Source organism: Pseudomonas sp. KCJK9016 (genome assembly GCF_046231795.1).
In the GTDB taxonomy this organism is placed as follows: Bacteria; Pseudomonadota; Gammaproteobacteria; order Pseudomonadales; family Pseudomonadaceae; genus Aquipseudomonas; species Aquipseudomonas bananamidigenes.
This window is the reverse complement of the sequence record NZ_JBJJMM010000001.1, coordinates 89,126-101,958: the sequence shown is the minus strand read 5'-3', so window position 1 is coordinate 101,958 and position 12,833 is coordinate 89,126. Positions and strand designations below refer to the sequence as shown.

General features: G+C 61.1%; 7 protein-coding genes and 2 pseudogenes. 4 read left to right on the top strand and 5 right to left on the bottom strand.

Features of this window, described 5'->3' with window-relative positions:
- Positions 1-77 precede the first annotated feature (77 nt).
- The gene (gene putP / locus ACK6BI_RS00450) at positions 78-1,562 is read right to left on the bottom strand and encodes a sodium/proline symporter PutP (protein ID WP_409315566.1); all 1,485 of its coding nucleotides are present in this window, start codon (positions 1,560-1,562) and stop codon (positions 78-80) included.
- Positions 1,563-2,020: 458 nt separating this feature from the next.
- On the opposite strand from putP, the gene putA reads away from it, so the two are divergent.
- Positions 2,021-5,974 carry a trifunctional transcriptional regulator/proline dehydrogenase/L-glutamate gamma-semialdehyde dehydrogenase gene (gene putA, locus ACK6BI_RS00445; RefSeq protein WP_409315565.1) on the top strand — a complete coding sequence of 1,318 codons (3,954 nt, stop codon included), beginning with the start codon at positions 2,021-2,023 and terminating at the stop codon, positions 5,972-5,974.
- Positions 5,975-6,230: 256 nt separating this feature from the next.
- Entirely contained in the window at positions 6,231-8,033 is a 1,803-nt protein-coding gene (locus tag ACK6BI_RS00440) for an acyl-CoA dehydrogenase (protein WP_409315564.1), read from the top strand.
- A gap of 81 nt (positions 8,034-8,114) precedes the next feature.
- Here the strand turns inward: ACK6BI_RS00440 and ACK6BI_RS00435 are convergent, their stop codons facing one another.
- From ACK6BI_RS00435 to ACK6BI_RS00420, 4 genes and pseudogenes are all read right to left on the bottom strand, one after another.
- Entirely contained in the window at positions 8,115-8,846 is a 732-nt protein-coding gene (locus ACK6BI_RS00435) for a methyl-accepting chemotaxis protein (RefSeq protein WP_409315747.1), read from the bottom strand.
- A 135-nt stretch (positions 8,847-8,981) separates the two neighbouring features.
- Positions 8,982-10,007 (bottom strand): annotated as a pseudogene (locus ACK6BI_RS00430) (cache domain-containing protein); the annotation flags it as partial.
- A gap of 145 nt (positions 10,008-10,152) precedes the next feature.
- Positions 10,153-10,455 carry a cell division protein ZapA gene (locus ACK6BI_RS00425; protein WP_065259504.1) on the bottom strand — a complete coding sequence of 101 codons (303 nt, stop codon included), beginning with the start codon at positions 10,453-10,455 and terminating at the stop codon, positions 10,153-10,155.
- Positions 10,452-10,682, bottom strand: a complete 231-nt coding sequence (locus tag ACK6BI_RS00420) for a hypothetical protein (protein ID WP_085685455.1) — start codon at positions 10,680-10,682, stop codon at positions 10,452-10,454. Before ACK6BI_RS00420 ends, ACK6BI_RS00425 begins: the two co-directional genes overlap by 4 nt.
- Before the next feature lie 251 nt (positions 10,683-10,933).
- Between ACK6BI_RS00420 and ACK6BI_RS00415 the strand changes: the two are divergent.
- Together ACK6BI_RS00415 and ACK6BI_RS00410 are read left to right on the top strand one after the other, a co-directional pair.
- Positions 10,934-11,683 (top strand): annotated as a pseudogene (locus tag ACK6BI_RS00415) (MCP four helix bundle domain-containing protein); the annotation flags it as partial.
- Between the two features lie 30 nt (positions 11,684-11,713).
- Positions 11,714-12,586, top strand: a complete 873-nt coding sequence (locus ACK6BI_RS00410; protein ID WP_409315746.1) for a methyl-accepting chemotaxis protein — start codon at positions 11,714-11,716, stop codon at positions 12,584-12,586.
- The last annotated feature ends 247 nt before the right edge of the window (positions 12,587-12,833 follow it).

Here is a 12,833-nt window from a genome sequence, read left to right as displayed (position 1 = left end):
AAATCACAGGCAATAAAAAACGGCCCGTTTCCTGGCAGGAAACGGGCCGTTTTCTTGTGAGCTTCAGCTCATTGCCATCACTTGTTCAGATGGTAATCCTGCTCCGCCGCCTCGAAGCGCTGAACCATGCCGGTACTCGGCTGGCCCATCAGGCTGACCAGGTAGATCGCCAGACTGGCAAAAATGAAGCCCGGGATGATTTCGTACAGCCCCAACACTTCAAAGTGCTTCCACACGATCACGGTGATCGCGCCGACCAGGATGCCGGCCAACGCGCCGTTGCGGGTCATTTTCTTCCAGACCACGGAGATCAGCACGACCGGACCGAACGCTGCACCGAAACCGGCCCAGGCATAGGACACCAGACCCAGCACGCGGTTTTCCGGGTTCGCCGCCATCGCAATGGCGACCAGCGCAACCAGCAGCACCATGGCGCGACCGACCCACACCAGTTCCAGCTGCGAAGCGGATTTACGCAGGAAAGCCTTGTAGAAGTCTTCGGTCAGGGCACTCGAGCACACCAGCAACTGGCAGCTCAGGGTGCTCATCACCGCCGCAAGAATCGCCGACAGCAGCACACCGGCAATCCACGGATTGAACAGGATTTTCGCCAGCTCGATAAACACACGCTCATGGTTTTCAGTCACAGGCGCGGCGACGTCCGGGTGCGCCGAGAAGTAAGCGATACCGAAGAAGCCAACGGCCACGGTGCCACCCAGGCAAAGGATCATCCAGGTCATGGAGATGCGACGGGCGTTGGCGATGGATTTCACCGAGTCAGCGGCCATGAAGCGCGCCAGGATATGCGGCTGGCCGAAGTAGCCCAGACCCCAGCCCATCAGCGAGATGATGCCGATGAAGGTGGTGCCCTTGAGCATGTCGAAGTTGCTCGGATCGTTGGCTTCGATGGCCAGGAACGTGGTGTCCACGCCACCGGTAGCCAGCAGCACGATGATCGGCGTCAGGATCAGGGCGAAGATCATCAGGGTCGCTTGTACGGTATCGGTCCAGCTAACCGCGAGGAAACCGCCGACGAAGGTGTAGGCAATGGTCGCCGCAGCGCCGGCCCAGAGCGCAGTCTCGTAGGACATGCCGAAGGTACTTTCGAACAGGCGGGCACCGGCCACGATGCCGGACGCACAGTAGATGGTGAAGAACACCAGGATCACCACTGCGGAAATGATTCGCAGCAGGCCGCTTTTGTCTTCGAAGCGGCTGGAGAAATAATCCGGCAGGGTCAGCGCATCGCCGTTGTGCTCGGTCTGGACACGCAGACGACCGGCAACGAACAGCCAGTTCAGGTAGGCGCCGACGATCAGGCCGATGGCGATCCAGCTTTCGGACAGGCCGGACATGTAGATGGCGCCCGGCAGGCCCATCAGCAACCAGCCGCTCATGTCGGAAGCCCCGGCGGACAATGCGGTCACCACGCTGCCCAGGCTGCGGCCGCCCAGAATGTAGTCGGAGAGATTGTTGGTGGAGCGATAGGCCATGAAGCCGATCAGCACCATTGCTGCGATGTAGATCACGAACGTGATCAGGGTTGGATTGCTTGCGCTCATTACGTACGTGCCCTGGCTTTGTTTTTATGTAGCGGCGGCGGTTGCACCGTTTGCAGACTGACGCCTGACAGACGATTCGCACGGCCGCGCATTTATGACCAATGTTTCCCCAGGAAAGCCATTGGCCGGTAAACCGGGTTTCCCGGTTGCACCTTGGGCGCGAATCCTATGCAACAAAGCAAAACAGGTGCAACCAGTTTCTTGGGAATCAGTTGCACCTGCGTCGGATTTTTTACTGAAAAACGCCGTTTTTGCGCGCATCCGGTGCAACGACACCAGATCGCTCGCCGTGAAAGCACTGATTTAGAGCGGCCATCGAAAAGCTGAAATTTATTCCTGACAAGCTGCCGAATATTCCGACAAAAAATGGGTTGCACCCGGTTGCACCTCTTTCAGCTCGCGGCTAATCTTGCGGCCAGCTGCTGCCGCGCAACTGCGGCACCCATGAGGATAAAAATATGGCTACCACCACCCTTGGGGTCAAACTCGACGACCCGACCCGCGAGCGCCTGAAGGCCGCCGCAACCTCGATTGATCGCACGCCGCACTGGCTGATCAAGCAGGCGATTTTCAATTACCTGGAAAAACTCGAGGGTGGTGCAACCCTAACCGAGCTGAACGGTTTGACCGCCAAGGACACCGACGACGCAGGTGAAGTCCATACCGATCACGCCCACCAATGTTTCCTCGAATTCGCTGAAAGCATCCTGCCGCAATCGGTGCTGCGCGCTTCGATCACCGCCGCTTACCGTCGCCCTGAGCCGGAAGTGGTGCCGATGCTGATCGAGCAGGCTCGCCTGCCGGCGCCGATGGCCGAAGCCACCAACAAACTTGCTGCGACCATCGCGGAAAAACTGCGTAACCAGAAGAGTGCCGGCGGGCGTGCAGGCATTGTTCAGGGCCTGCTGCAGGAGTTCTCCCTGTCGTCCCAGGAAGGTGTGGCGCTGATGTGTCTGGCCGAAGCGCTGCTGCGCATCCCGGACAAAGGCACTCGCGATGCGCTGATCCGCGACAAGATCAGCACCGGCAACTGGCAACCGCACCTGGGCAACAGCCCGTCGCTGTTCGTCAACGCGGCGACCTGGGGTTTGCTGCTGACCGGCAAACTGGTCTCCACCCATAACGAAGCCGGCCTGACATCGTCCCTGAGCCGCATCATCGGCAAGAGCGGCGAGCCGATGATCCGCAAGGGCGTCGACATGGCCATGCGCCTGATGGGCGAGCAGTTCGTGACCGGCGAAACCATCGCCGAAGCCCTGGCCAACGCGAGCAAGTTCGAAGCCAAGGGCTTCCGTTATTCCTACGACATGCTCGGTGAAGCGGCGCTGACCGAACACGACGCCCAGAAGTACCTGGCCTCGTACGAACAAGCCATCCACTCGATCGGCAAAGCGTCCCATGGCCGTGGGATTTATGAAGGCCCGGGCATCTCGATCAAACTGTCGGCCCTGCACCCGCGTTACAGCCGCGCCCAGTACGAGCGGGTGATGGACGAGCTGTACCCGCGCCTGTTGTCGCTGACCCTGCTGGCCAAGCAGTACGACATCGGCCTGAACATCGACGCCGAAGAAGCCGACCGCCTGGAGCTGTCGCTGGATCTGCTCGAGCGCCTGTGCTTCGAACCGCAACTGACCGGCTGGAACGGCATCGGTTTCGTGATCCAGGCTTACCAGAAGCGTTGCCCTTACGTGATCGACTACGTGATCGATCTGGCTCGCCGCAGCCGTCATCGCCTGATGATCCGTCTGGTGAAAGGCGCGTACTGGGACAGCGAAATCAAGCGCGCCCAGGTCGAAGGCCTGGAAGGCTATCCGGTCTACACCCGCAAGGTGTACACCGACGTTTCCTACATCGCCTGCGCCCGCAAACTGCTGTCGGTACCGGAAGTCATCTACCCGCAGTTCGCCACGCACAACGCCCACACGCTGTCGGCGATTTATCACATTGCCGGTCAGAACTATTACCCGGGCCAGTACGAATTCCAGTGCCTGCACGGCATGGGCGAACCTTTGTACGAGCAGGTTGTAGGCAAGGTTTCCGAAGGCAAGCTGAACCGTCCGTGCCGTGTGTACGCCCCGGTCGGCACCCACGAAACCCTGCTGGCGTACCTCGTACGTCGTCTGCTGGAAAACGGCGCCAACACTTCGTTCGTCAACCGTATCGCCGACCAGTCGATTTCGATCCAGGAACTGGTAGCCGATCCAGTTGCGCAGATCGAGCAGATGGCGACCGTGGAAGGTGGTTTCGGCCTGCCGCACCCGCGCATTCCGCTGCCACGTGACCTGTACGGTTCCGAGCGCGCCAACTCCAGCGGCATCGACATGGCCAACGAACACCGTCTGGCGTCGCTGTCCTGCGCCCTGCTGGCCACTGCGCACAACAACTGGAAAGCCGCGCCGATGCTCGGTTGCGCCTCCAGCAACGAAGCGCCGGCACCTGTGCTGAACCCGTCCGATCTGCGTGACGTGGTCGGCCATGTGCAGGAAGCCACTGTCGAAGACGTCGACAACGCCATTCAATGCGCCCTGAACGCTGCACCGATCTGGCAGGCCACCCCGCCGGCCGAGCGCGCCGCAATTCTGGAACGCGCCGCTGACCTGATGGAAGGCGAGATCCAGCCGCTGATGGGTCTGCTGGCCCGCGAAGCCGGCAAGACCTTCGCCAACGCCATCGCCGAAGTCCGCGAAGCCGTCGACTTCCTGCGTTACTACGCGGTGCAGGCCCGCAACGATTTCAGCAACGACGCCCACCGCCCGTTGGGCCCGGTGGTGTGCATCAGCCCGTGGAACTTCCCGCTGGCTATTTTCAGCGGCCAGGTCGCCGCCGCACTGGCCGCCGGTAACCCGGTGCTGGCCAAACCGGCCGAACAGACTCCGCTGGTGGCCGCACAAGCTGTGCGTCTGATGCTCGAAGCCGGGATTCCGGAAGGCGTGCTGCAACTGCTGCCGGGTCGCGGTGAAACCGTCGGCGCCGGTCTGGTTGGCGATGAGCGCGTCAAAGGCGTGATGTTCACCGGTTCCACCGAAGTCGCACGACTGTTGCAACGCAACATCGCCGGCCGCCTCGACAACCAGGGCCGTCCGATTCCGCTGATCGCCGAAACCGGTGGCCAGAACGCGATGATCGTCGACTCTTCGGCACTGACCGAACAAGTGGTCATCGACGTTGTGTCGTCGGCCTTCGACAGTGCCGGCCAGCGTTGCTCGGCCCTGCGCGTCCTGTGCCTGCAGGAAGATTCCGCTGATCGGGTCATCGAAATGCTGAAAGGTGCGATGGCTGAAAGCCGTCTCGGCAACCCGGAGCGTCTGTGCGTGGACATCGGCCCGGTGATCGACGCCGAAGCCAAGGCCGGCATCGAGAAGCACATCCAGGGCATGCGCGACAAAGGTCGCAACGTGTTCCAGGTGGCCATCGCCGATGCCGAAGAAGTCAAACGCGGCACCTTCGTCATGCCGACCCTGATCGAACTGGAAAGCTTCGACGAACTGCAACGCGAGATCTTCGGCCCGGTGCTGCACGTGGTGCGCTACAAGCGTAAAGAGATCGACCAGTTGATCGCCCAGATCAACGCCTCCGGTTACGGCCTGACCCTCGGCGTGCACACCCGCATCGACGAGACCATCGCCAAGGTGATCGACAACGTCAACGCCGGCAACGTCTACGTAAACCGCAACATCGTGGGTGCCGTGGTCGGTGTCCAGCCGTTCGGTGGCGAAGGCCTGTCGGGTACCGGTCCGAAGGCCGGCGGCCCGCTGTATCTGTACCGCCTGCTGTCGACACGCCCTGCGGACGCCATCGAACAATCCTTCGCTCGCAGTGATGCTGCCGTGGCACCGGATGTTCGCCTGCGCGACACCCTAAGCAAACCGCTGGTTGCCCTGAAAGCCTGGGCCGACAGCAACAAGTTCGCCGACCTGAGCGCCCTGTGCGTGCAGTACGCAGCACAGTCGCAAAGCGGTATCACCCGCGTACTGGCCGGCCCGACCGGCGAGAAAAACAGCTACGCAATCCTGCCGCGTGAGCACGTGCTGTGCCTGGCGGACATCGAAGGTGACCTGCTGACTCAACTCGCGGCGGTGCTGGCAGTGGGCGGTTCGGCGGTCTGGCCGGAATCCGACACCAGCAAGGCATTGTTCGCACGCCTGCCGAAGGAGATTCAGGCGCGGATCAAACTGGTTTCCGACTGGAACAAGGACGATGTGGTATTCGATGCGGTTCTGCATCACGGCCATTCCGACCAGTTGCGCGAGGTCTGCCAGCAGATCGCCAAGCGTGCCGGCGCCATCGTCGGGGTTCAGGGCCTGTCCCAGGGCGAGACCAACATTGCGCTGGAGCGTCTGGTGATCGAGCGTGCGCTGAGCGTCAACACCGCGGCAGCGGGCGGTAACGCCAGCCTGATGACCATCGGTTAACACCCGATCAGCCGTGCAGCCATGATGGCTGCACGGTGCGCATAACCCTGTGGGAGCGAGCCTGCTCGCGATAGCGGCCTGTCAGTCACATCTTCATTGGATGTGCCGCCGTCATCGCGAGCAAGCTCGCTCCCACATTTGTTTTGTGGTGGTTGTTAAGCCGTTGCTCGGCTCCAATATCACCGTTATCAATCTTCCTGTTCAGTCTTTATTCGCACGCCTAGACTCGGCCCATTCCAAAAAAAGGTAGGCCGCCATGTCCGAGACGTTGCTCAGTTCCCGCAATCTGGCTTTCGAGCTGTATGAAGTCCTCGATGCCGAAGGCCTGACCCGGCGCGAGCGGTTTGCCGAGCACAACCGCGAAACCTTCGATGCCGCCATCGGCACGGCACGCAACATCGCCGAGAAGTACTTCGCGCCGCACAATCGCAAGGGTGACGAGAACGAACCGCGCTACGAGAACGGTCAGGCGATTCTGATTCCCGAAGTAAAACCGGCGGTGGATGCCTTCCTTGAAGCCGGCTTCCTCAACGCGGCGCGCAGTTTCGACGCTGGCGGCATGCAACTGCCTACACTGCTGTCTCAGGCCTGCTTCGCCCATTTCCAGTCGGCCAACGCGGCGTCGACCTCGTACCCGTTCCTGACCATGGGCGCAGCCAACCTGATTGAAAGCTTCGGCACCGAAGAGCAGAAGCGGCGCTTCCTGCAGCCGATGATCGACGGTCGCTTCTTCGGCACCATGGCGCTGACCGAACCCCATGCCGGTTCGTCGCTGTCGGATATTCGTACCCGCGCCGAGCCTGCGTCCGACGGCACCTATCGCCTCAAGGGCAACAAAATCTTCATTTCCGGCGGCGATCACCCGCTCTCGGAGAACATCGTGCACATGGTGCTGGCCAAACTGCCGGACGCACCGGCCGGGGTGAAGGGTATTTCGCTGTTCATCGTGCCCAAGTTCCTGGTCAACGATGACGGCAGCCTGGGCAAGCGCAACGACGTGTTGCTGGCCGGTCTGTTCCACAAGATGGGTTGGCGCGGAACCACGTCCACGGCGCTGAACTTCGGCGATAACGGCGAATGCGTCGGCTATCTGGTGGGCAAGCCGCATCACGGTTTGAGCTACATGTTCCAGATGATGAACGAAGCGCGGATCGGCGTCGGCATGGGCGCGGTGATGCTGGGTTACGCCGGTTATCTTTATTCGCTGGAATACGCTCGCGAACGCCCGCAGGGTCGGGTGCCGGACAGCAAGGATCCGACCACGGCACCCGTGGCGATCATTCAGCACGCGGATGTCAGACGCATGCTGCTGACGCAAAAATCCTACGTCGAAGGAGCATTCGATCTCGGTCTTTATGCAGCACGACTGTTCGATGACACCACCACGCTTGAGACCGAAGCCGAGCGCAAACAGGCTCACGAGCTATTGGATTTGTTGACGCCGATCGTCAAATCCTGGCCGTCGGAGTTCTGCCTGAAAGCCAACGAACTGGCGATCCAGATTCTCGGCGGCCACGGTTACACCCGCGAATACCCGGTGGAGCAGTATTACCGCGACAACCGCCTGAACCCGATCCACGAAGGCACCCACGGCATACAGTCGCTGGACTTGCTGGGACGCAAACTGGCGCAGAACGGCGGCGCCGGGCTCAAGCAACTGATCCGACTGATTGCCGACACGGTCGAACGCGCGGTGGCGCACGAGTCGTTGACTGCGTTGCGTGAGCCACTGGAGAAACTGGTGGCGCGTCTGCAGAGCGTAACCATCGGTCTGCTGACCGATCTGGCTCAGGGCAAGGTCAACAGCAGCCTGGCGAATTCGGCGTTGTACCTGAAGGTGTTCGGGCACGCGGTGATCGGCTGGCGCTGGCTGGAGCAAGCGATTCGGGCCGAGGAAGGGTTGGCCAAGGGAAATGTGGCGGATGTCGACTTCTATAAAGGCAAGTTGCAGGCGGCGCGATATTTCCTGACGTGGGAAGTGCCGGGATGCCAGCATGAGCTGGTGTTGCTGGAGGCAAGGGATGATACGTGTCTGGCAATGCAGGATGCGTGGTTCTAACCCCTGACCATGATCGTTCCCACGTCGAGGCGTCGAACCGTCTGCGTGGGAACGATCAGTACCTCGACAGGGAACAATCAGTCAGGTGAGTTTGAACCCACCCATCTGCCGCGCCAGATCGTCCGCCAGTCGCTGCAACATCTGACAATCCTCGCGGCAGGCCCGAACCTCCCCCGCCGTCGCCCGGGCCAGATCGGAAATCCCCTGCACGTTGCGGTTGATCTCCTCGGTCACCGCCGACTGCTCTTCGGTCGCCGTCGCCACCTGATGGTTCATGTCGCTGATGCGCTCGACCTGCCCGGTAATCGCCGTCAAAGAGGCTCCGGTACGCTGGCTCGACTCAACTCCGGTGCCCGTCGCGGCCTGTCCGGTGCGCATCGATGACACGGCATTTTCCGCCCCCTGCTTGAGGCTGCCGATGATCTGCTGGATCTCGTCGGTAGACGCCTGGGTCCTGCGCGCCAGCGTCCGCACTTCGTCCGCCACTACCGCAAAACCACGCCCCATGTCCCCGGCCCGCGCCGCTTCAATCGCCGCGTTCAATGCCAGCAGATTGGTCTGCTCGGAAACCCCGCGAATCACCGCCAGTACCTGATCGATCGACGCCACCTGATGCGCGAGCTCACCCACCGCACCCGCCGCGACGCCGATTTCATCGGACATGCTTTCTATATGGCGAATCGAACCACCGACCACTTCCCGCGCCAGCATCGCTTCATCTCGCGCCGTTTGCGAGGCGAGCGCCGCATTGCCGGCGTTCTGCGCGATTTCCTGCACGGTCAGGCCCATTTCGTGAACCGCGGTGGCAACCATGTCGGTCATTTCCTGCTGGCGCCCCGAGCGTTCGGCGGTGTTATCCACAACCTTGGCCACTTGGCCGACGGCGACACGCAACCGCTCGCTGGTGGTCAACACCTCACCGATCATCCCGCGCTGGCTGTCGAGGAAACGGTTGAACCCGCGAGCGAGGTCGCCCAGCTCATCAGCGCGGCTGGAATCTAACCGATGGGTCAAATCTCCACCACCGCTACCGATTGCTACCAGTGCGGCTGTTACCTGACGAATCGGTCGCACCAATCCCTGGGCCAGCCAAATCACCAGCGCCAGACAAACCAGCGCCACCGCCAGACCGATGCCGCTGCTCATCCACATTGCTCGCCGGGCTTCGGCGTAGATCTGCGACTGCGGCACTTCGGCCACCAAAGTCCAGCCGAGGTCGCGCAAGGGCAGGCTGAAGGCGAGGAAGTCTTCGCCGTCGCGTTGGAAGCTGCTGCTGGTCGCCACTTTATGGCCCATGACCGCTTGCGCCGCGCTGGCACCGATCTGCTCCGTGAGGGTGCGCTTGCCACTGAACTGCGCCTCGGGATGAACCTGGATCAAACCGTCGGAACGCACGAGATAGACCTTTCCGCGGTCGCCGAAGCTGAAGTTGTGGATCAGCTCCGACAGCTCTTTCATGCTCAGCCCGAGACCCGCGACACCCACCACTTTGCCGGCCTGTTCGACCTTCAGATCGATGAACAGCGCCAGCTCTCCAGTGGCCCCGTCATTGTCGATGTTCAGGGTCCGGGGCTGATTGCTGTCAAGAAACGAATAAAACCAGGCATCAGCCGGCTTGGTGCGACTGAGGGTGCGATCCAGGCCTTTTTCGGTGACGTAGTGATTGGAGTCGGTACCGATGATCAACGCAGTAAACGCCTTGTGTTCGGCGCGGATGCCTTCCAGATACTGCGCGAAGCCCGCTGTTTTGGCGGGGTCTTCACCATTGGCCAGCCAGTCGCGGACCATGGTGTTACTGGCGATGTCCTTCGCGGCGGTGAGGGGTTGAACGAGGATTCGCTCGATGTCGTTGCGCGTCGCTTCGATGCTCGACGGCAACGCCTGTTCGACCAGATAGCGCTGGGCGAGGCGGTTGACCACCAGGGTATAAATGCCAACCACGATCAGGATACTGAGCAGCAGGGCGGTGCCCATGCCGAGGATCAACTGCCATTGAATACTGCGACGCCAGAACTGCATGGAGCACCCCCAAAGAATAAGAGGCTGAAACACTGCAACAGCCGTGCCGATTGTATACAACGCAATCGACAATCTTATTCTCTGGTTGTGCGCAGCCCCATCAACCCTGATTGATGGTCTTGGCGATGGACTCGACCGTGGCGCTGACTTGCTCTTGGTAACGCTCGAGTTCCTGCTGGTGCTGTTTCTTCATTTCAATCTGCTGCGAACACAGATTCATCGCCGCCAGCACCAGCAGACGGTCGCCGATCAGCGTCGGGTATTTGCGCTTGGTGTCGGCCAGCGCGGCCTTGAGCATCAATGCGGCGTCCAGCAGGGTCTGTTCTTCCCCGGCCGGCGCCTTGATCGAATAGTCCTCTCCCATGATGGAGATGACTTTTACCCCTGCTGTGCCGTGGTTCATGCGCTGACAGGGCCTGCGTTGACGCGATCGACCAGAGCCTGGATGCGTGCGGCGGTGGCGCCGTGCTTTTCTTCCTGCTCCATCAGGCTCAGTTGCAGGCTTTCGTTTTCATCCTTGGCCCGGGCCAGTTCCGTGGACAGGGTCTGGTTGGTTTCCGACAGGGTCTGGTTCTGTTGCACCAGATCGCTGACGAGCTGTTCCAATTGGCTGAGGGATGCTTCCAACATTTTGATCTTCCAGGGCTTTTTCAAAGGGCGCGTACGATAAAGAAAAGTCGTCGTGGATGCCAGGGTTAAACCGGCGCAAAGCCTTGATTTTCCTGGCAGTCGACCCTTCCTGCGAGTGCAAGAGACTGTGATCTGCCAATTGGGTTCCCGCACTTCGTCGCCCGGCCCCCGGTGTGACAAATACGCGCACCGCCTCAAGACTTTAGTCGTATGACCGATAAGTCATCCAACAGCAGTCTCAGCCCGCACGGATGCGGCCCTTCCCTGGTAATCGCACCATGTCCCTTCGCAATATGAACATCGCCCCCCGGGCGTTCACCGGTTTCGCCCTGATCGGCGGCCTGATGCTGATTCTCGGCGTCTTCGCTTTGAACCAGATGAGCAAGATCCGCGGCGCCGCCGAGAACATCACCACCAGCAGCGTGCCAAGCATCAAGAACCTCGACGAATTCACGCAGCTGACCCTGCGTCTGCGGGTATTGTCCTACCGTTTGCTGGTGAACCGCGAGCCGGATATCCAGCAGAAAACCGTCGAACTGCTGGAGATGCGCAATCAGCAGATCCGCAAGGCGCAGGCGGACTACGAGCCGTTGATCAGCAGCGCCCAGGAGCGCGCGGCCTACGATCAATACGTGCAGTTGCTGAACCAGTACCGCCAGATCGAAGACCGGATGAAAACCCTGTCGCGCAACAATCAGGTGGATGAGCTGCGCAACCTGCTGAACACACAGCTGCTCGACAATTCCGAAGCGATGAACACCGTGCTCAACCGTCTGATGCAGATCAACGGCGAGCAGATCAGCAACACCAATCAGCAAGCCGCCGAGCAATACTCGACGGCATTCAGTCTGGTGGTGACGCTGCTGGTCATCGCTACCGGCCTGACCTTGCTCTTCGCCTGGCTGCTGACCCTGAGTATCACCAAGCCGATTGCCAAGGCGCTGGATGCAGCGGAAACCATCGCCGAAGGCGACCTGACCCGGCCCGTCCATGTCGACGGTACTGACGAAGCCGGGCGCCTGCTGGCCGCCATGGCCAAGATGCAGTCGAAACTGCGCGACACGCTGCAACGGATTTCCGGCTCGGCCACCCAACTGGCGTCCGCCGCCGAAGAGCTGAACAGTGTCACCGACGAAAGCGCCCGTGGCCTGACCCAGCAGAACAACGAAATCGAGCAGGCGGCCACTGCCGTCAACGAGATGACCAGCGCCGTGGAAGAAGTCGCGCGCAACGCGGTCAGCACCTCGGAAGCCTCGAAGAACGCCACCACTTCCGCCGGCGACGGTCGCGATCTGGTACAGGAAACCGTCGCCGCCATCGAACGCATGAGCGCCGACGTACAAAGCACTGCAACCCTGATCGGCGATCTGGCCAACGAGTCCCGTGACATCGGCAAGGTGCTGGACGTGATCCGCGGTCTGGCCGACCAGACCAACCTGCTGGCGCTCAACGCTGCCATCGAAGCGGCCCGTGCCGGTGAAGCCGGTCGCGGCTTCGCCGTGGTGGCTGACGAAGTCCGCGCCCTGGCACACCGCACCCAGCAGTCGACCAGCGAAATCGAGCGCATGATCGGCAGCATCCAGAGCGGCACCGAGCACGCCGTGGACTCGATGCGCAACAGCACCGAGCGTGCAGAGTCGACCCTGAACATCGCCCGTGGTGCCGGTCTGTCGCTGGATACCATCAACACCGCCATCGTCGAAATCAACGAGCGCAACCTGGTGATCGCCAGCGCCGCTGAAGAACAGGCGCAGGTGGCACGGGAAGTGGATCGCAACCTGGTGAACATCCGCGACCTGTCGGTGCAATCGGCGACCGGCGCGAATCAGACCAGTGCGGCGAGCAACGAACTGTCGCGCCTGGCGCTGGATCTGAACAATATGGTCGGGCGGTTCAGCCTGTAACCACGCTGACGCGAGGTGGACAAGCCCCCTGTGGCGAGGGAGCTTGCTCCCGCTCGGCTGCGAAGCAGTCGTAAATCCTGCAACCGAATTTCACCTGAAGAAATCGTAGCGTCTGATTTTGGGGCGCTGCGCACCCCAGCGGGAGCAAGCTCCCTCGCCACAGTTATCACCCGGCGCGCTTTCAATGTGCTGCCTACGCAAAAACCTTTTTGACAGCATCACATTTCAACAGGTTAGAATCGCTGGC

Excerpts from the sequence above, each read along its gene's own strand:
- putP (WP_409315566.1), bottom strand. The coding sequence starts at position 1,562 with ATGAGCGCAAGCAATCCAACCCTGATCACGTTCGTGATCTACATCGCA.
- putA (WP_409315565.1), top strand. The coding sequence starts at position 2,021 with ATGGCTACCACCACCCTTGGGGTCAAACTCGACGACCCGACCCGCGAG.
- ACK6BI_RS00440 (WP_409315564.1), top strand. The coding sequence starts at position 6,231 with ATGTCCGAGACGTTGCTCAGTTCCCGCAATCTGGCTTTCGAGCTGTAT.
- ACK6BI_RS00435 (WP_409315747.1), bottom strand. The coding sequence starts at position 8,846 with ATGGTTGCCACCGCGGTTCACGAAATGGGCCTGACCGTGCAGGAAATC.
- ACK6BI_RS00425 (WP_065259504.1), bottom strand. The coding sequence starts at position 10,455 with ATGAACCACGGCACAGCAGGGGTAAAAGTCATCTCCATCATGGGAGAG.
- ACK6BI_RS00420 (WP_085685455.1), bottom strand. The coding sequence starts at position 10,682 with ATGTTGGAAGCATCCCTCAGCCAATTGGAACAGCTCGTCAGCGATCTG.
- ACK6BI_RS00410 (WP_409315746.1), top strand. The coding sequence starts at position 11,714 with ATGGCCAAGATGCAGTCGAAACTGCGCGACACGCTGCAACGGATTTCC.